20 protein-coding genes are annotated in these 17,494 nt (G+C 57.0%); 11 read left to right on the forward strand and 9 right to left on the reverse strand.

Annotation, left to right across the window (positions count from 1 at the left end):
* Positions 1-24 precede the first annotated feature (24 nt).
* Complete coding sequence (dacB, locus tag ELY38_RS18445) at positions 25-1,449, reverse strand: D-alanyl-D-alanine carboxypeptidase/D-alanyl-D-alanine endopeptidase (RefSeq protein ID WP_127063718.1); 1,425 nt, start codon at positions 1,447-1,449, stop codon at positions 25-27.
* A 138-nt stretch (positions 1,450-1,587) separates the two neighbouring features.
* Positions 1,588-2,253: a tRNA (guanine(46)-N(7))-methyltransferase TrmB gene (gene trmB / locus ELY38_RS18450; protein ID WP_127063621.1), complete on the reverse strand. Its 666-nt coding sequence runs from the start codon at positions 2,251-2,253 to the stop codon at positions 1,588-1,590.
* Positions 2,254-2,462: 209 nt separating this feature from the next.
* Here trmB and ELY38_RS18455 point away from each other — a divergent pair, with 209 nt between their 5' ends.
* The 8 genes from ELY38_RS18455 (at position 2,463) to ELY38_RS18490 (ending at position 10,158) form a co-directional block, all read left to right on the forward strand.
* Complete coding sequence (locus tag ELY38_RS18455) at positions 2,463-4,346, forward strand: beta-ketoacyl synthase (RefSeq protein WP_185859021.1); 1,884 nt, start codon at positions 2,463-2,465, stop codon at positions 4,344-4,346.
* Positions 4,343-4,837, forward strand: coding sequence for a pantetheine-phosphate adenylyltransferase (coaD, locus tag ELY38_RS18460; RefSeq protein WP_127063623.1), 495 nt, complete (start codon positions 4,343-4,345; stop codon positions 4,835-4,837). Before ELY38_RS18455 ends, coaD begins: the two co-directional genes overlap by 4 nt.
* Before the next feature lie 80 nt (positions 4,838-4,917).
* Positions 4,918-5,166, forward strand: a complete 249-nt coding sequence (locus tag ELY38_RS18465; RefSeq protein WP_126951514.1) for a YfhL family 4Fe-4S dicluster ferredoxin — start codon at positions 4,918-4,920, stop codon at positions 5,164-5,166.
* Between the two features lie 14 nt (positions 5,167-5,180).
* A complete protein-coding gene (locus tag ELY38_RS18470) occupies positions 5,181-6,470 on the forward strand; it encodes an MATE family efflux transporter (protein WP_127063624.1) in 1,290 nt (429 codons plus the stop codon).
* A gap of 123 nt (positions 6,471-6,593) precedes the next feature.
* Positions 6,594-7,904 (forward strand): short-chain fatty acid transporter, encoded by a 1,311-nt coding sequence (locus tag ELY38_RS18475; protein ID WP_127063625.1) that lies wholly within the window; start codon positions 6,594-6,596, stop codon positions 7,902-7,904.
* A 57-nt stretch (positions 7,905-7,961) separates the two neighbouring features.
* Positions 7,962-8,477 carry an acyl-CoA thioesterase gene (locus ELY38_RS18480; protein WP_127063626.1) on the forward strand — a complete coding sequence of 172 codons (516 nt, stop codon included), beginning with the start codon at positions 7,962-7,964 and terminating at the stop codon, positions 8,475-8,477.
* 78 nt (positions 8,478-8,555) lie between these two features.
* Positions 8,556-9,560, forward strand: a complete 1,005-nt coding sequence (locus tag ELY38_RS18485) for an ion transporter (protein ID WP_127063627.1) — start codon at positions 8,556-8,558, stop codon at positions 9,558-9,560.
* Complete coding sequence (locus ELY38_RS18490) at positions 9,553-10,158, forward strand: LysE family translocator (RefSeq protein ID WP_127063628.1); 606 nt, start codon at positions 9,553-9,555, stop codon at positions 10,156-10,158. The genes ELY38_RS18485 and ELY38_RS18490 overlap by 8 nt, the downstream gene beginning before the upstream one ends.
* On the opposite strand, the gene ELY38_RS18495 is transcribed toward ELY38_RS18490, so the two are convergent.
* Entirely contained in the window at positions 10,155-10,505 is a 351-nt protein-coding gene (locus ELY38_RS18495) for an I78 family peptidase inhibitor (protein WP_127063629.1), read from the reverse strand. The genes ELY38_RS18490 and ELY38_RS18495 overlap by 4 nt on opposite strands.
* Positions 10,506-10,601: 96 nt before the next feature.
* Complete coding sequence (locus ELY38_RS18500) at positions 10,602-10,733, reverse strand: entericidin A/B family lipoprotein (RefSeq protein ID WP_127063630.1); 132 nt, start codon at positions 10,731-10,733, stop codon at positions 10,602-10,604.
* Positions 10,734-10,919: 186 nt separating this feature from the next.
* Between ELY38_RS18500 and ELY38_RS18505 the strand changes: the two genes are divergently transcribed.
* Positions 10,920-11,342: an HIT domain-containing protein gene (locus ELY38_RS18505; protein WP_127063631.1), complete on the forward strand. Its 423-nt coding sequence runs from the start codon at positions 10,920-10,922 to the stop codon at positions 11,340-11,342.
* Positions 11,343-11,349: 7 nt separating this feature from the next.
* Here the strand turns inward: ELY38_RS18505 and ELY38_RS18510 are convergent, their stop codons facing one another.
* Genes ELY38_RS18510 through ELY38_RS18525 form a run of 4 tightly spaced genes read right to left on the reverse strand, consistent with a single transcriptional unit; the run spans position 11,350 to position 14,027 of the window.
* Positions 11,350-12,387 (reverse strand): nickel/cobalt transporter, encoded by a 1,038-nt coding sequence (locus tag ELY38_RS18510; RefSeq protein WP_246009191.1) that lies wholly within the window; start codon positions 12,385-12,387, stop codon positions 11,350-11,352.
* Between the two features lie 22 nt (positions 12,388-12,409).
* The gene (locus tag ELY38_RS18515; RefSeq protein WP_127063720.1) at positions 12,410-13,042 is read right to left on the reverse strand and encodes a DUF1007 family protein; all 633 of its coding nucleotides are present in this window, start codon (positions 13,040-13,042) and stop codon (positions 12,410-12,412) included.
* Between the two features lie 53 nt (positions 13,043-13,095).
* Positions 13,096-13,440, reverse strand: a complete 345-nt coding sequence (locus ELY38_RS18520; protein WP_246009192.1) for a hypothetical protein — start codon at positions 13,438-13,440, stop codon at positions 13,096-13,098.
* Positions 13,441-13,469: 29 nt separating this feature from the next.
* Positions 13,470-14,027 carry a hypothetical protein gene (locus ELY38_RS18525; protein ID WP_127063633.1) on the reverse strand — a complete coding sequence of 186 codons (558 nt, stop codon included), beginning with the start codon at positions 14,025-14,027 and terminating at the stop codon, positions 13,470-13,472.
* Positions 14,028-14,133: 106 nt separating this feature from the next.
* On the opposite strand from ELY38_RS18525, the gene ELY38_RS18530 reads away from it, so the two are divergent.
* Both ELY38_RS18530 and ELY38_RS18535 read left to right on the forward strand, forming a co-directional pair.
* Complete coding sequence (locus tag ELY38_RS18530) at positions 14,134-15,273, forward strand: glycerate kinase (protein WP_127063721.1); 1,140 nt, start codon at positions 14,134-14,136, stop codon at positions 15,271-15,273.
* A 200-nt stretch (positions 15,274-15,473) separates the two neighbouring features.
* Positions 15,474-15,950, forward strand: coding sequence for a Dps family protein (locus ELY38_RS18535; protein ID WP_127063634.1), 477 nt, complete (start codon positions 15,474-15,476; stop codon positions 15,948-15,950).
* Positions 15,951-16,020: 70 nt separating this feature from the next.
* Here ELY38_RS18535 and ELY38_RS18540 read toward each other — a convergent pair whose 3' ends face one another.
* Entirely contained in the window at positions 16,021-17,487 is a 1,467-nt protein-coding gene (locus ELY38_RS18540) for an aminoacyl-histidine dipeptidase (protein ID WP_127063635.1), read from the reverse strand.
* Positions 17,488-17,494 lie beyond the last annotated feature (7 nt).

Here is a 17,494-nt window from a genome sequence, read left to right on the forward strand (position 1 = left end):
TTGCCTCATCTAGGCGTAAGTAAATCAGTTAGCCAGAATCATCGCGTCCAGATCGAGCGACAATGGATCCAGCACCTCAGACCAGCTTAAATAAGGTGTGTTACCACTTCCGTTCACAAACACACTAAATACCCCCCACTGCCCGCTGGCAGTACGAAAGTAGCCGGCCGCTGCGCGTACAGCAAAAGGCTGATTCAGCGTGCCGGTCTTGAGCATGACGTTGTTTTGAAAGGTAGGTGAGCCACGCCGTATAAAACGCATCACGCCGTTGGCGGGCGACTGAAAAGCAGCCACAAAGCTTGGAAACAATGCGCTCTGGCGGTACATGTCTTCGAGCATGACGTTGGCACCGTGGGCCGAGGTACGGTTTTCCGTGGTCAAGCCACTGCCACTATAGAGGGTAATCGGCCCGTGCCCCGGCAGCTGCTGGGCATACGTTTCGATAGCCGAACCGGCCTGCCGCAGCTGAGCTTGCGGTGTTTGCACCAAGTTCAGCGCTAGCACATCGGCCATATAGTTGTTGGAGTAGTTCATGGTGCGTAGAAGAAGCTCTTGCAGCGGCTGGCTATCTACCGCCGCCAAGCGCCGTGTACTACTGGGTGGCTGTGTTGACGTCAAACGCCAGGGGTCACGCACATGAATACCGGCCTGATTCAACATGCCCAGCAGTACCTGGGCGGTCTCTTCGGCGGCATCGCCCGCACCACGATAGATATCCTGGGCCAAGGCATTGGTTGAAATCTGACCGCTTAAGCGCATCACATCGCCACGCTCATCGGTAATCCGTTCGGCGCTGATCTCGGTGCCGCTATTAGCGGGCCGAGTAATCACCTGGTTATCAATGAGGATAAGCGGCTGCTGGCTATCGCAAAGCGCAGTGCGGGCAGGCTCTCCCGGAACGGCTGCAGGCGCCACATTAACGCACCAGCTGCCGAAGTTGACTCCCGCCGAGGTCAACGGCGCGCTGTAGGCATTGGTAACGCGGGTGCGGGCATTGCAGCGATCAGTGGTAATACACTCAACGGGCCCAAAACGCCACTGACTGATTACCAGGGCACCATCAACTTCATTGACACCCGCTATTTGCAGACGCTGAACCAAACGCCACAGATTCTCCGTGGTAAGCCCCGGGTCGCCACCTCCCTCGAACACCAGATCGCCGCGCAGCACGCCATTATCAATGGAACCGCTGCTGACGAGCTGGCTGGTAAAACGATGCTGAGGCCCAAAGCGGTTCAATAACGCAGCCGCCATGTAGGCTTTGGTCACCGAAGCAGGAGCCATCTGGCGCTCGGGATTCAGGCTGCCCAGTAAGGCAGGCGTATCGGTATTCAACAGACGCGCCTCGGCACTGATCGAAAACCCCTTTTCCTGCAGCTGACTCAAGCGGTTGAAATCGGCCAGCAGCCAGGGGCTGGCCATCAGCGACGCCGCCGCCACCCCTGCCATCACTATACAGCGCCATGGGCGCACCGCTGACTTAAAGAAGTACGTCACTGTTATCGGCCTCAATACCCATTCATGGTGAAAAATGTCTGCAGAGCAATCATGTCTGCCATCATCAAGCTAAAAACACCCACACCCACATCACCGCCGTTCCAGTTCAACCTGCAAGCGCCAAAGCGTTTGCCCGCTCTGATCGTACTTGGCTTCAAACGGAGTTAAATACTCACCGTCCGGTGCCCACACGCCGGTTTCAGCCTGCTTACCGGTAACGTGCGCTACCGCCAGAGCAAATTCTTCGATATACAGCTGCCAGTTGGAGCGCACCTCAAGGCGCCCGCCCAGCGCCAGCAGTGTGGGTAATATTGGATGCCCTTGCCAGCGCATCTTTAAATGCGCGGCCTTGGGATAGGGATTGGGGTACAGCAGATAATGCCGCGCCGGCGCCCATTGTGCCTGATCCGCCAGGCGCCAGAAATCCACCAGATCTGCCCGCACCAGGAGCGCATTAGCGGGAAGCGCGCCATGATCACGCCCTAACCGGTCTTCGCTGCGATCAATCCCAATCACCAGGTGATCCGGGAACTGCGCAGCCAAATGCCGTGTCGAAAGCCCCACGCCACACCCTGCATCCAGAATAAGCGGGGCCTGGCGGGCTTGATACCAGCGCTGGGCCTGCTCGAACGCCTTCTGGGTGTGATCCGCAATTGGCTTACGCAGTGGTTGGGCAAGCGCGCGCTCTACCCGGCGTGCCAAATCATGATGGGGGCCTGGCTGATTGGATATAATGGGGCGAGAATTGTGCTGCATGCCATCTCTCGGATTGAAAAGAGGTGATTCTACCAGTCTCCAGTGGTTGCAGCATGACGTCATGAGGTACCCGGTGCTATGATCACGCCCGAGATATTTATTAAGCTCAACGATACGGTCCGTTTTAGCCTGCCGTTGACAATAACTGTTATTAAAAACCACCGCACCACGAGGAACCCGGCTTGTCACACTTACCGGTGATTGTCGGCATGGGCGGCATCAATCCCGCCGGCAGAACCTCGGGCCACCAGGCCTTCCGCCGCACCGTACTTGATGCCCTTCCTGCAGACCAGCAGCGCCAGACATTGGAGGGCCTTGCGGCCCTTATGCAGCTTGTCGAGCATTCTGAAAAGGGCTGGCATGACCGTACAGGCCAGCCTGTAGACTCCCCTGCTCAGTCACTGCGCGAGCAGGTGCTGAACCACACGCTGGTTCGTTGCAACGAGGATCCCAGGTTCCTTGACCCTGGGCTGCCTGCCAATCGCCAGGCGAGCCTTCAGCTTGCTGAGCCGTTGCGCTTTACGCTGCGCCGTCGCCAGTTGCCCGACAGTCTGCCGGACACCTGGCAAGTACGTGAACTGGATGCCCGCGAGGTAGAGGTCACTGTGCCTGCCGGCGTTTTTGAAACGCTGCTGCCCGATGCCCAAATCCCCAAAGTACGCGCGGCCGCTCAGTTACCCAGTGGCTTTGACCCGGCGAGCCTTTACCGCAGCGTGCATCATCCGCGCGGGTTATCAATGGCCGTGTTTGGCGCCAGCGACTGCCTGGGGGCCAGTGGCTTCTCCTGGGAGACGCTGCGCCAAACCCTGAACCCTGATCATATTGCGGTTTATGCCGGCAACTCTATCGGCCAGTTGGATGATTCTGGCTGGGGTGGATTGATGAAAAGTTTGGTCAGCGGCCAGCGCGCCACTTCCAAACAAATGCCGCTGGGCTATGGGCAAATGCCTGCCGACTTCCTGAACGCCTATGTATTGGGCAGCGTCGGTGGTACCGGTGCAGTCTTGGGTGCCTGCGCAAGTTTTCTCTATAACCTGCGCTTGGGTATCGAGGACATTCGCGCAGGTCGCCGCAGAGTGGTCATGGTGGGCACCGCTGATGCGCCGATTACCCCGGAAATTATTGAAGGGTTCCGGGCCATGGGGGCACTTGCCGATGATGCCAGCCTGAAGGCGCTGGATGCGCTTGAGCTTCTCACCGATGCGGATTATCAACGTGCCAGCCGCCCCTTTGCGCGCAACTGTGGTTTTACCATGGCGGAAGCCAGCCAGTTTGTGCTGCTGATGGATGACGCGCTGGCGTTGGAAACAGGTGCCGATATTCTGGGCGCCGTGCCCGAGGTTTTTGTCAACGCCGATGGTTTCAAACGCTCAATCTCGGCTCCCGGAATTGGCAACTACCTGACGTTGGGCAAAGCAGCAGCATTGACACGCGACATACTGGGCGAGAAAGGCCTGAGAGAGCGTACGTTCCTGCATGCCCACGGTACCAGCACGCCCAAGAACCGCACAACCGAATCCCATGTGCTGGATGAAATCGCCCGTGCCAATGGGATCAGCGATTGGCCGGTAGCCGCGATCAAAGCCTTTATCGGACACTCCCAGGGGTCGGCTGCAGGTGACCAGCTTGCCAGCGCACTAGGCAGTTTTGCCCATGGCATGATCCCCGGCATACCCACGCTCGATGCCGTAGCCGATGACGTGTATGCCGATCGGCTAAGGTTTTCCCAGACCACCATGGCGTTTAAGGCAGATGCTTCCTTTATTAACGCTAAAGGCTTTGGCGGCAATAACGCCACCGGCGTGGTACTGTCACCTGATGTAACCGAGCGGCTGCTGCTACAACGCCACGGTGCGGCTGCGATCAGCGCATGGAAAGCGCGCCGTGAGGCGGTACGCGCAGGGGCAGCGGCGTACCTTGCCCAGGCAGACGCAGGCCAGTATGCACCCCGCTACCAGTTTGGCGAAGAAGTGCTTGAAGGCCCAGAGCTTGAAATTCACGCTGACCGGATTCATATTCCGGGCTACGCTCAGGCAGTCTCGCTTTCAAGCGATAACCCCTTTGGTCGAATCGACGAGGAGAGCTCGCAGTGAGCGCGCCACGCGTCAATATCGCCGTCTATCCGGGTACTTTTGACCCGATTACTAACGGTCACTTCGACCTTATCGAGCGCGCGGCCCGCATGTTCGACAAGGTGGTGATCGGCGTAGCGGCAAGCCCCGGCAAACGGCCAACGCTTGATCTACCTACGCGTATTGAGCTGGCCGAGGCTGCCTGTTCGACGCTGACTAACGTCGAAGCCGTAGGGTTTTCCGGCCTGCTGACCAGCTTCATGCGTGAGCAGAACGCCACGATTATTCTGCGCGGCCTGCGGGGGGCATCAGACTTTGAATATGAACTGCAGCTTGCCAACATGAACCGCGTCCAGAACCCCGAGCTTGAAAGCGTCTTTCTGACACCGGCGGTGGAAAACTCTTATATTTCTTCTACCATCGTGCGTGAAATTGCCAAGCTGGGCGGTGATATTTCACCACTGGTGCCTTCCCAGGTCGCAGAAGCGTTGCGTAAGCACTACAATACGTAACCACCCACATTGTTGAGTAAAACACTCGGGTATCCAGTTGGGTGATACCCCGATGTGCCAGCCATTCGCGAGGTATGCCCATGGCCCTGATGATCACCGACGAATGCATTAACTGCGATGTCTGCGAACCTGAATGCCCTAACGATGCGATTTCTCCCGGCGAGGAAATTTACGTCATCGACCCGAACCTGTGCACCGAGTGTGTTGGTCACTATGATGAACCGCAATGCCAGCAGGTTTGTCCGGTAGATTGCATTCCGCTTGATCCGGCACGTCCGGAAACGCAGCAGCAACTGCTGGAAAAGTACCGCATCATCACCGCCGCCTGACGTTTAGCGGTCGCGTGCACATATGGGCCATTGCCTGGCCAATCATCCTTTCCAATATTACCGTCCCCTTGCTGGGACTGGTAGATACCGCCGTGGTCGGGCATTTACCCGATTCTCGCTATCTGGCAGCGGTTACCTTAGGCGCTACGCTTTTCAGTTTTCTCTATTGGGGCTTTGGCTTCTTGCGGATGGGCACCACTGGCCTGGTGGCCCAGGCAATGGGGCGTGAAAGCGATAGCGACGTACAGAACCTGCTGGGCCAATCACTGATCATCGCCGCCGTGATTGGCGTTTTACTGATTACCTTTTCCACGCCGCTGATTAATCTGGGCCTTTGGCTTTTAGATGGAAGTGACGCCGCCACGCCGCTAGCCCGCGAATACGCGGAGATACGCCTGTGGTCGGCGCCCGCCGTCCTGGCCAATTACGCCATTCTCGGCTGGTTTCTGGGCCAGCAAAACTCCCGCGTTACGCTGATGATTCTGGTGCTGACCAACGCGATCAATATCGTGCTCGATCTATGGTTTGTCGTAGGCCTGGGCATGGCCAGCAATGGCGTTGCCTGGGCAAGTGTTATTGCCGACTACAGTGCACTGGGGTTTGGCGGTTATCTGGTGCTTCGCCAGCTCAAGCGGCTAACCGGACACTTTTCGCGGACGCGGTTACTGGCCCTTTCCGCTTATGCCGCGCTTTTCAATATTAACGCCAACTTGTTTGTACGCACGCTTGGCCTGCTCTTTGTAATGGCATTTTTTACCGCTCAGGGGGCTCGCCAGGGTGACACCGTACTGGCCGCCAACGCCGTCCTGTTGCAGTTCATCATGTTGACAAGCTACGCACTAGATGGTTTCGCTCATGCGGCGGAGTCATTAGTGGGACGGGCCTATGGGCGGCGTGACTGGCAAGAGCTGGCCGCGATTGTCCGCCGAACGGCACTGTTCTCTTTCTGGACGGCGGGTAGCGCATCACTGCTTTTTGCTCTTGGCGGCAACCAGCTGGTGGCGTTATTGACCGGCCTTGAAGAGGTACGGGCAACAGCTGCCCTATACCTACCCTGGATGGTGGCGATGCCACTGATTGCCGTATGGAGCTATCTTTTTGATGGCGTCTTTATTGGCACAACCGCTGTACGCGAAATGCGCAACAGCATCTTTATTGCCATGGCTATTTATCTACCCGCCTGGTGGCTTACCCAAGGCCTGGGTAACCACGGACTCTGGCTTGCCTTTACGCTGTTTATTACGATGCGCTCCGGGGTGCTTGTCTATTACTATCGCCACTACCGGAACGCCTACTGGCGCTAGGCGCCAAGCCTCAGCTTTCTTTTCTTCGATCCCGGCTCAAGCTGTTGGCTTTTAAACGTGAAAACCCTCACGCTCCGCCGTATATTAGCAACGCACTTCCTATAATAAACAAGAGAATCTGCCATGCTTAAAATGATATCCAAGCCGGCCGTCAAGCTGGTCGAGCGTTATCTTCCCGACCCTTATATCTTCGTGCTGCTGCTGACCATCGTGGCTGCGGTAGCAGCCATTGCTGTGGAGCGCCAGACACCGCTTGCCGTCATGCGCATGTGGGGCGACGGTTTCTGGGGGCTTTTAACCTTCTCCATGCAGATGCTTTTAGTGCTGGTTACGGGCTTTATGCTGGCAAGCTCGCCGCCAGTAAAGCGAATGCTGCAAAAGCTTGCGGGCACGGCGAAAAGCGCCGGTGGTGCGATTATCCTGGTCACGCTGGTGTCGCTTGCTGCCAGCTGGATCAACTGGGGGTTTGGCCTGGTTGTCGGTGCCCTGTTTGCGAAAGAGCTTGCCCGGCTGGTTCGGGTCGATTATCGCCTGCTGGTCGCCAGCGCTTACTCAGGCTTTATCGTCTGGCACGGCGGCCTGGCCGGCTCGGTACCACTGACGATCGCCACCGAAGGTCACTTCACCGCTGACCAGATCGGCGTTATTGGTACCGGCTCGACCATTTTCGCCTTTTTTAACCTAGCAATCGTGGTATGCCTGTTTATCGCCGTGCCGCTGGTCAATCGCCTGATGCTGCCCGATGAAAAAGACAGTGTGTACGTCGACAGCCGGCTGCTGGAGGACGAGCCTGTCACCCAGGGTCGTATTACCCGGCCTGCTGAAAAGCTGGAAAATAGTCTGGCCTTATCCCTATTGGTAGGCGTACCCGGGCTTTTGTACTTGCTTGATCACTTCATTCTGCGTGGTGGCGGGCTCAACCTGAACGTCGTCAACTTTCTGTTTCTATTCCTGGCGATCGTGCTGCACCGTACGCCGCGTAATCTACTGACCAGCCTGAATGAAGCCATCAAGGGCGGCGCGGGTATTGTCATTCAGTTTCCTTTTTACGCCGGCATTATGGCAATCATGGTGCAGTCGGGCTTGGCTCAAAGCATGTCGGAATGGCTGATTTCGTTTGCCACGGCAACGTCGCTGCCGTTCTGGTCGTTTATTAGCGCTGGCATTGTTAACCTGTTTGTTCCCTCAGGCGGGGGCCAGTGGGCCGTACAGGCGCCAGTCATGCTGCCTGCAGCACAGGCGCTGGGAGCAGACATTTCACGTGTAGCGATGGCCGTTGCCTGGGGTGATGCCTGGACCAACCTGCTGCAGCCTTTCTGGGCGCTGCCGGTATTGGCCATTGCAGGCCTGAAGGCCAAGGATATTATGGGTTTCTGCCTTGTTCAGCTATTTATTACCGGCATTATTATTTCTGTGGGCTTAGTCTGGTTCTAAGCTTTTGAATGTTCTGCCCGCCGTTCGTGCGGGCAGAGGCCTAACCAAGGACTCACTATGTCAGAAGCAGCACAAACGGCCCTGCCAGGACAGCACGAGCTGTCAATGACCGTACTCATGACGCCCGACATGGCCAACTTCAGCGGTAAAGTGCACGGTGGGGCCATCCTCAAGAAGCTCGATGAAGTCGCCTATGCATGTGCCAGCCGCTACTCTGGCCATTACGTGGTGACTCTCTCGGTCGACCAGGTACTCTTCAAGCAGCCCATTCACGTCGGTGAGCTGGTCACGTTTCTTGCCTGCGTGAACCATGTGGGTCGCTCATCCATGGAAATTGGCATCAAAGTAGTGGCTGAGGATATTCGCAACAAACTTATTCGCCATACCAACAGCTGCTATCTGACCATGGTGGCCGTTGACCCGGATGGTAAGCCAGCAAGTGTCCCACCGCTGGCGCTAACCACCCCCATTCAGAAACTTCGCTTTGAGAAGGCAGCACTGCGCAAGAAGCACCGCAAGCAGGCCGAGCAGGAAGAAAAAATTACCCAGCAGCACTACCAAACGCAAGCTTAACGTGGCAGACACAGGCTTAACCTAACCGGCGCAGACCGTTGACTGGCTGACGCTTCAATGCCATCACAAGGAGGTTGCATGCCCATCAGGCGGCGCTACCCACAACTCCCCCGGCCCGTTGAGTACGCGCATATTGGCTGGGATTTACTGATTCTTGTCGCGGTAGTGCTTAATCTAGGGCTGTTGCTCTTTGATTCCCTATTTCTGATCGGGCCTCTTAACCAGGCCCTGGCAAGCGTTGCCCCCGGTTTTTACGGATTCTACGATAGTGAAATCCATAGCCGTTTCTTTACGATCGACCTTTTCTTCATCGGCTTTTTTGTGGCTGATATTCTGCTGGGCTGGGCGGTCGCTATTGCAGAGCGGCGCTATCACCGCTGGTTTTTCTATCCCTTTGTACACTGGTACGACGTACTGGGCTGTATTCCGCTAAGCGGTTTCCGCCTGCTGCGGGTACTGCGTGTGGTGTCGCTGCTTCATCGGCTGCACCGCCTGCGCATTATCAATATTACACACTGGTCAATATATCGGTTCTTCTTCAAGTACTACGATATCCTGATGGAAGAACTTTCCGACCGTATTGCACTGCGGCACCTGGGCAACGTACAGCAGCAGATTCTCTCCAGCGATTCTCTCACCGAGCGGGTGATCGACCGGGTAATCATGCCGCGCAAGGCGGCACTGATTAGCGAAATAGTGCAGCGCCTGGAGAGCACCGTAGGTGAGGCGTACCAGCTTAATCGCGCCTCCACGATGGCGGCAATCGATAACCTGGTCAGTCGTACGCTGCGCGAAAGCCCCGAGATACAGCGCCTGCACCGCCTGCCCATGGGCCAGATCGCGGCCAGCGCCGTGCAGGCCTCCATCAGTGGCGTTGCCCAGCGGCTGGTGGACGAACTGGCGCTGGGCATTCACTCCCCCGAATTCAGGCAGCTGGTTGAGCGCACCGTGGAAAGCGGCTTTGACAGCTGGCTAACGGTTGATGAAAGCAGCAATAGAATTACCGAACTCGTGCTGTACGACATCCTGGAAATGCTCAAAGAGCAAGTCAATCGTCAACGCTGGAAAGACCGCTATGAATAGCGAGTGGCTAATACTTGGGCCAGCAGCCCTTTATATGATGTCGATGACCTTAACGCCCGGGCCTAACAATGTGATGCTCACCGCGTCAGGCGCCAATTTTGGCTTTAAGCGTACAGTGCCGCATATGGCAGGCATTCTAGGCGGCTGCTTTTTTCTGTTTTCCAGTATTGCCCTGGGGCTTGGCGTGCTGTTTGAGCGTTTTCCAGCCATTCAGACAGGGCTACGCTGGGTAGGCAGCGCTTATCTGCTTTATCTCGCTTGGAAAATTGCCAGTGCGCCGCCGCCCAATTTAAAGGGCGACGCGCACAGCGTACCGCTCACCTTCTGGCAGGCGGCCGCGTTTCAGTTCGCTAACCCGAAGGCCTGGGTCATGGGTCTGGCGCTCATGGCGGGCTTTCTGCCGGAAAGCGGCTCGGCGGTTATCAATGCGCTGATACTGGCAGGGTTTGCAGAACTGATCGCCATGCCCTGTCTGGCCGTGTGGGCGGGCTTTGGCATGGCGATTGGTCACTGGATTAAAAGCGACACTGGCTGGCGGGCTTTCAATGTCATCATGGGGCTGCTGACCGCCGCCTGCGTCGTACTGATTTTGCGTTAGCCGCAGCGCAGGGCTTCGATACTCTCGCTACTATCAATATGGATATTCAAACGATCGGGGCGGTGATCCATGGTGGCTGCATCGCCTGGCCGCAGCACCCGTGCCTGACGCGACTGACTTTCACTCTTCAGTTGAGGCACATTGGCTTCGTCAAACGTTTCGCCAATCGCATAGCTGATCGCCGCCGTATCGCAGCTATCCATGGGCACTGGCTGAGCATTCCCCGGCTCATTCGCGGCTTGGCTTTGCGTACCGGACCCGGTCGCGCAGGCCGAGAGCAGTAACATCATGCCGCTGACAACGATCATTTTTGAGTACTGCACGGTAATGTCCCGCCACGTTTTCATAGGCCTACCTTTGTTCTGATTATTAACAGATTACCCGTACACAAAACGGGCCGGACAAACGCCCAGCCCGCTCGACATCATCAAGGTGTTGCTCACTTAATCTGCAGCATCCTGAACGGCTTGGCCACCTTGTTCTACATCCTTGCCAGCACCGGAAATCGTGTTGCAGCCAGCTAATGTGCCTGCCGCCATCAGTAGGATAAGGCTCGTCGCTAACAGCTTTTTCATGGGTGTTCTCCTTAACGTGTCAATCAACAACGGAAATCCCCTCTAGCATTGGCTGCCTTTCTGAGGAGTATTTTCAGCGTAACAGCGTTTTGGCTTTTTCGCCTGTTTTCCATAGGTTAAGTTTCCACGCAATGCCTTCACCTACTATGATGCACAGCATCCTGTGAACGCCTGGAGGGCGCCCTCGTGAACGATTTCAATCTTGATCAACGTCTGGATGCCGACACTTTTCCTTTGGGGGACCTGCCACTTTGCCGGGTGCTATTGATGAACGACGCACGTTACCCTTGGGTGATTCTGGTGCCTCGCCAAAACCATATCAGCGAGGTAGCCGAACTCTCTGAGGCCGATCAAGCCCAGCTGTGGCGAGAAGCAACGCAGCTGGGCAGCGTTATGAAAACGCTGTTTGAAGGCGACAAGCTCAATATCGCAACGCTTGGCAACGTGGTGAAGCAGCTGCATGTGCACGTTGTAGTGCGTAAACACGAGGATGCCACTTGGCCCGCGCCAGTCTGGGGTAACGGTAGTGCCGAGCCTTATGCGCTTGAGCTGCTTGCCAGCCTGCGCGATCAGCTTATCGCCCATATTGATCGTCTAGCGTTTGATTGACCCTCGATCAACGCATCAACGGGTTGCCCTGCCTGGCCGGCGGTTCGCCTAGCAGCGGCGTGCTGGCAGGCTGGGAAACGCTAGCAATGGAAAGCGTTATTCCCAGCAGGATAATTAATAAGCCACCGGCTAACGCTACCCAGCCAAACGTCTTATGGATATATTGAGACGCCTGCTGCTGCTTGGCTAGACGCCGTGTTGCCCAGCGCCGTGCAAAAACGCTGGCCAGCGCCAGTGCGGATACCGTGATGGCCGTCCCCAGCGACATGGCCATTACCGATAACACGCCCACGTAGAACTGACCCAAGAGGCTGGCCGCCCCGAGTAGTAACACGGCACCGCTGCAGGGCCGCATACCAATGGCAAACACCGTCATGATCGCCGTACGCCAGTCCAGCGCCTGCTGCGGTTCAACATGATGAGCACCGCCACAACAGTGATGATGCCCATGACCGGGCGCATGACCTGCTGCGTGGTGGTGAACATGGCTTGGCGAGTGGCCTTGAGCAACAGGTTGAAACACCACCGGGCGATAAGCGTGGCGTAGCTGTTTAGCGGCGCGAACGCATAACCAGATACCCAGCAGCGTTACCAGTAAAAAGCTTGCCTGCTCCACCCAGACAACGCTCCCCATGGCCTGGCGTGTTAGCCACCCCAGGCCATGAACTAAAACGGCCACCATCACAATGGCGGTTACGCCTTGCAGCAGCGAGGCAGCAAACGAGAGACCCAACGCTCGCCGGGTGGCACCACCATGAGACGCCAAATACGTCGCCAGTACGGCTTTTCCGTGGCCAGGCCCTGCGGCATGAAAAACGCCATAACCAAAGCTTACGCTTAATAGCACCCGCCAGGTGGCGCGCGTAGGCTCCCGGGCAAGCTCGGTAATCGCCAGAGTAAGCGCGCGGTGAAGGTCCCGCTGCCAGCTCAGCAGCTGATAACTTACCCCTTGCAAGTTACCTTGAAGTAACCACACCATCGTTAGAGCGGCCACTACTAATAGCCCAGTCAACATTAATGGCTTACGCATAACCAGAGATTGCATAGCGCAGAACACCCTATTTCCATTAACGGCAGTCAACACGCCCGGTTTCGGCAAAATGCCTGCCAAGCCCAGGCTCCCCTTCCTCGTCTACATCCAAAAGCGCCGCCTGCATGACAAGCTCAGGGTCGGGATCTGCGCTCAGAATGCTCAGCGCGCAAACAGGCTCGCCGTGAAGTATCAGCGCATCCGCGTCAGGCTGATTGTCCTGCGCTTCATGAACCATTTCGATGTAATAGGTCGGGTCAAAAATCTGGTAATCGAGGGAATGCCCCGCCAGTGGCTGGGGCGTTTCGAAGGGTAGGATAAAACTAAAGGTAAGCCGTCCATCCTTTTCCATTGCCGTGTACTCGCTCACCTCGCCCAGCGCCAGTGGCTTGCCATCGAGACGCACTTCCGTAAAGTAGTGCTGCTGGGCAAGGTTGTTGCGTATTTCAAGGCTGAGTTGGTCAAGCCCTTCTTCAAGGCTAACGCCATCTACCTGGGTCAACTCCTCAAACACCACCAAGCTATAAAATGGGTCCATCCGCCAGGTTTGATGCAACCCACGGGCAACACCCTCGTCATCGGTCATTACCCGGATACTGAAATCGATCCAGCCGTGAGGATGAGCTGATACCCAGGGGCTAAGCATCAGGCTGGCAATGCCCACGCCCATCGCCCAGCGCCTAGCATTACACGGGCCTTTGTTTATCTGATAACTGCGTTGCTTCACGGTGCTAATCCCAACTTTGCTTGTAAACTCACGAGCCACGGGTCCAGTAGATAAGGCGGCAAGGGCTGGCCACCCCGCCAGGCTGCCACGCTTACCCGGCTGCCACCGCCTGCTTCACTTACCTGAAGCTGCAGGCGATATTCAGGCCAGCGGGCCAATGAAGCTTCTGCACGGCCTAGCGCCAGGTCTGCATGGCGTATGACATAGCCCTGCTCCATCATCAGCTCGACTGCGCTGCGAAGTGTCATCTCCACTGGGGCAGCGTAAACAAGCTCACGCGGCGCTGAAGGCGAGGTGGTCGCGCAGCCTGCCAAGATGGCCAGTAAGATACTAATGCCCATCCACCTAACCCACCGTTTATCGTATCGCCTCATGGCGCGCTCCCCACTGGTGTGCTGGCTTGTTGAAGTGCTGCTTGAAAACGTCGGCAGAAATCATCGTTGCTTGCGCTATAGGACTCGCGTAGATCACCCAGGTGGTCATAGCGGCGTAGATCACGCGAGATTCGCACGTCACGATCACCCACCAGCAGCGATACCCGCTCGACTTCGATCGGCTGATGATTAAGCCCGCCCCCAAACCCCAGCCCGATGCCAATACCACTGCCGCGCCCGATGCCAAATCCACCAAACATGCGCATGCCGTGCCCATATCCATAGGCGTTATCATAAGGGTCGTAATAGCCATGCAGGGCTTTTTCCCGGCTGGCACTGACCAGACCTAACGATGTGTCGGTAGAATCAAGCTCAAAGCCCCATTCGGTCAGCACCGCTACACTTTGGCGCAGCACGGCCTGCGTATCGGCCGAGCTACTAGGAAAGTAGCATGTGGCTGAAGGGGCAGGTTCAGCCTGGGGCAAGCGGTCTGGCGTGGCCTGACAGCCCGTCAGTGCCAACAGGCAGGTTAACGTAACTGGTATCGGCTTCATGTTAGATCCTCTAACGATCGTCACGGCTGGTCTGCCACCGAGCGGCGCGTTAAGCTCGCTCTCTTATCACGATAGATCAAAGACAATCATTCGCGGAGGTCGTGCATTGAATATCCTGCTTTGCCCCGACAGTTTTAAAGATGCTTTAAGCGCGGAACAGGCAGCCAAGGCCATGGCCAACGGTGTTCTCGCTGCCGCCCCTCATGCGCAGACATGTTGCTGCCCACTGGCCGATGGCGGGGAAGGAAGCCTGGATGCCCTGATTGCAGCGACCGGCGCCGAGCGCTACGAAATAACGGTTCAGGATGCACTAGGCCGCCCCCGCAAGGCCGCCTGGGGCTGGCTCGGCGAACAGCGTACCGCGTTTATCGAGCTGGCAGAAGCCAGCGGCTTACAACACTTGAGCACGCAGGAGCGCGATGCCCTGCATACCTCCACCTTTGGCGTAGGCGAGCTGTTTCTGGCTGCCCTGGACAAAGGCGCTAAGAAGGCCCTGCTGCTACTGGGCGGCAGCGCGACCAATGACGGTGGCGCTGGCATGCTTGAGGCGCTGGGAGCCAAGCTACATGATGCCCAGGGCAACCCGCTGCCGCCAGGCGGCGCGGCACTGGTATCGCTTGAAATGCTGGATCTTTCAGGCCTGGACCCACGGCTTGCGTCGCTCAGCGTGGAAGCCGCAGTGGATGTGGATAACCCACTTTTAGGCAAACGCGGAGCAAGCGCTGTCTTCGGCCCGCAGAAAGGCGCCACGCCTGAGCAGGTTGCCACGCTTGACCAAGCGCTCGGCCGTTTGGCCGATATCAGCGCCCGCGTACTGGGTGAAGATTATCGTGATTTGCGCGGCGCAGGAGCAGCGGGTGGCATGGGCTTTGCCGCGCGCGCATTTCTAGGCGCAACATTAAAGCCCGGCATTGAAATGATCATGCAGCAGGCCAAAATGCCTGAGCTGTTGAATAACGCTGATCTGGTGATTACCGGCGAAGGTCGCCTGGATGGACAAAGCCTGGCGGGCAAAACGCCCATTGGCGTTGCCCGCGCCGCCCAGCGCCTGGGTAAGCCGGTGATTATTCTCGCTGGAAGCCTAGGCGACGGTTGGCAGGCCTGCCTTGACGAAGGCGTCACAGCTGCGTTCGCCCTGGCCGATGGCCCCATGACGCTTGAACAGGCTCTGCCCCGAACGGCTGAACTACTGGCCGCGCGCTGTGAGAATATTATCCGGGTGTGGATAAACCAGCCTACCCCTTGAAAAATCACTCTGCCACCAGCATTACTAATAGAGAAGTGCAAGGCCAATACAAACGCTGCACGTCAGGTTTAGCAGCAATAACGATGCCATGACGCTATAGGCACGATGTAGAAAACCTGTTTTGCAACATCGCGGCGACGTTTTATGCTGATCAAATGATTTGATAGCCGTTTTACACGGCTCCAACATGGAGAGATGATATGACTGATACCAATAGCATCGGCTTACACGAAAGCAGTGCCAGCCAGCTTGCCGAGAAGCTGAACCACCTGTTGGCCAACTATCAAGTTTTTTATATGAACGTGCGCGGCTACCACTGGAACGTCAAAGGTAGCGACTTTTTTGAACTGCACGTCAAGTTTGAAGAGTTTTACACAGACCTGCTGACCAAGGTGGATGAAGTAGCTGAGCGTATTCTGACCCTAGGCCATAAACCGGTCCACGCCTACAGCGACTATGCCAAGCTTTCCCATATTCAGGAAGACAAAGACGTCCATGACGGACAGGCCTGCGTCAACGGCGTGGTTAAAGGGTACCAAACCCTGATTGAGCTTCAGCGCGAATTGCTGTCGCTGGCATCTGATGCCGACGATGAAGGTACCGCTTCACTGGCTAGCGATTACATCCGCGAGCAGGAAAAAACCATCTGGATGCTGAACGCCTACCTCGGTAAGTAAGGCGTTTTCTTTCAGTAAAAACGGCACCTCCAAGGTGCCGTTTTTTTATGTGCCTGAATGTTGGCATCGGCTAGCCTTTCTTGGCCAGATCTTCCATCAGCGCACGCAGCATTTTCCAGAACTCCTCCACCGATTCAAGCTCAACACGCTCATCCGGTGAGTGGGCGCCGCGAATCAGCGGGCCAAAAGAGATCATATCCAGGTGTGGATATTTGCTGCCTAGGATGCCGCATTCAAGCCCGGCGTGAATTACCTTAACGGCGGGTTCCTGGTCAAACAGGGCCGCATGGCGCTTTTTAAAGATGGCGAGCAGCGCGCTTCCCGGATTGGGCGCCCAGCCCGGATAACCGTTTTCCACGCGAACCCGAGCGCCGATTAGCCCAAACAGCGCCTGAAAGCGGTCGGCCATCGCCATGGCGGCCGTATCGTGCAAGGAACGCACTAGCGCGCACAAGTGCAAACGCCCGGCTTCAAGACTGAGCACGCCCAGGTTATTGGAGGTTTCGACGACGCCCGGGACATCAGCGCTCATTCGCTCTACCCCGCAGGGGGCTGCATGAAGTGCAGCTACCAGCATGGCGCTGGCATCCAGGGTCAAAGGCTCCACCGATTCTTCAGCCGCTGCGCGCTTGGCCGTGAGCATCAGGCCACTATCGCCACTGCCCAGCTCGGTACGTAGCGTATTTTCCAGCATCTTCAGCGATTCAAACGCCGCGCCCACGTCATCACTGGGCAAAGCGACCTGAACAAACGCTTCACGGGGGATTGCGTTACGCAATGTACCGCCCTGATAGCTCACCAGACGCGCATCAAACGCTTCCAGGGTGCGCAGTGCCCGCACCATCAGCCGATTGGCATTGCCCAGCGGTTGATGAATATCCACCCCCGAGTGGCCGCCCTTAAGGCCAGTCAGGGCAATATCTATCAGCTGCTCGTCGTCGCGCAGCGCAGCGCTGGGTAGTTGAGCATCTACTACGACATCGGCGCCGCCGGCACAGCCGATATACACCTCACCGCGGTCTTCGCTATCCAGGTTGAGCAGCAGCGAGCCTTTCAGCCAGTTCTCGGCCAGGTTCAGCGCGCCGCCCATTGAGGTCTCTTCTTCGAGGGTGAACAGCGCCTCCAAGGGACCATGGGTCAATTCGGCATCTTCAAGCACGGCAAGAATGGCAGCCACGCCCAGCCCGTTATCGGCACCGAGCGTTGTGCCATCCGCATGCAGCCAGCCGTCCGCCACATAGGTACTGATAGGGTCGCGTGAGAAGTCATGAGCGTGCCCGGTATTGGCCTGGGCAACCATATCCAGATGGCCCTGCAGGATCACCCCAGGCGCCTTTTCACAGCCGGCAGTTGCCGGCTTGCAGATGCGTAAATTGCCAAAGCTATCGCGGTCGTGCGCCAGCCCTTGGGCATCGGCCCACGCCTCAAGTATCGCGACCAGCGCGGCTTCCTGGCCCGAAGGGCGCGGCGTATTGCATAACGTGCGAAAGTGGCGCCAAACGATGGAAGGCGCCAGCGCTTCCAGGTGTGCGTTCATAAAAGCT

It is taken from the genome of Vreelandella nanhaiensis, from assembly GCF_003990185.1.
Classification (GTDB): Bacteria; Pseudomonadota; Gammaproteobacteria; order Pseudomonadales; family Halomonadaceae; genus Vreelandella; species Vreelandella nanhaiensis.

Excerpts from the sequence above, each read along its gene's own strand:
- ELY38_RS18480 (WP_127063626.1), top strand. The coding sequence starts at position 7,962 with ATGTCAGAAGCAGCACAAACGGCCCTGCCAGGACAGCACGAGCTGTCA.
- ELY38_RS18465 (WP_126951514.1), top strand. The coding sequence starts at position 4,918 with ATGGCCCTGATGATCACCGACGAATGCATTAACTGCGATGTCTGCGAA.
- trmB (WP_127063621.1), bottom strand. The coding sequence starts at position 2,253 with ATGCAGCACAATTCTCGCCCCATTATATCCAATCAGCCAGGCCCCCAT.
- ELY38_RS18510 (WP_246009191.1), bottom strand. The coding sequence starts at position 12,387 with ATGCAATCTCTGGTTATGCGTAAGCCATTAATGTTGACTGGGCTATTA.
- ELY38_RS18525 (WP_127063633.1), bottom strand. The coding sequence starts at position 14,027 with ATGAAGCCGATACCAGTTACGTTAACCTGCCTGTTGGCACTGACGGGC.
- ELY38_RS18485 (WP_127063627.1), top strand. The coding sequence starts at position 8,556 with ATGCCCATCAGGCGGCGCTACCCACAACTCCCCCGGCCCGTTGAGTAC.
- ELY38_RS18475 (WP_127063625.1), top strand. The coding sequence starts at position 6,594 with ATGCTTAAAATGATATCCAAGCCGGCCGTCAAGCTGGTCGAGCGTTAT.
- ELY38_RS18490 (WP_127063628.1), top strand. The coding sequence starts at position 9,553 with ATGAATAGCGAGTGGCTAATACTTGGGCCAGCAGCCCTTTATATGATG.
- ELY38_RS18540 (WP_127063635.1), bottom strand. The coding sequence starts at position 17,487 with ATGAACGCACACCTGGAAGCGCTGGCGCCTTCCATCGTTTGGCGCCAC.
- ELY38_RS18515 (WP_127063720.1), bottom strand. The coding sequence starts at position 13,042 with ATGGGCGTGGGCATTGCCAGCCTGATGCTTAGCCCCTGGGTATCAGCT.
- ELY38_RS18455 (WP_185859021.1), top strand. The coding sequence starts at position 2,463 with ATGGGCGGCATCAATCCCGCCGGCAGAACCTCGGGCCACCAGGCCTTC.
- dacB (WP_127063718.1), bottom strand. The coding sequence starts at position 1,449 with ATGGCAGGGGTGGCGGCGGCGTCGCTGATGGCCAGCCCCTGGCTGCTG.
- ELY38_RS18535 (WP_127063634.1), top strand. The coding sequence starts at position 15,474 with ATGACTGATACCAATAGCATCGGCTTACACGAAAGCAGTGCCAGCCAG.
- ELY38_RS18520 (WP_246009192.1), bottom strand. The coding sequence starts at position 13,440 with ATGGGCATTAGTATCTTACTGGCCATCTTGGCAGGCTGCGCGACCACC.
- ELY38_RS18500 (WP_127063630.1), bottom strand. The coding sequence starts at position 10,733 with ATGAAAAAGCTGTTAGCGACGAGCCTTATCCTACTGATGGCGGCAGGC.
- ELY38_RS18495 (WP_127063629.1), bottom strand. The coding sequence starts at position 10,505 with ATGAAAACGTGGCGGGACATTACCGTGCAGTACTCAAAAATGATCGTT.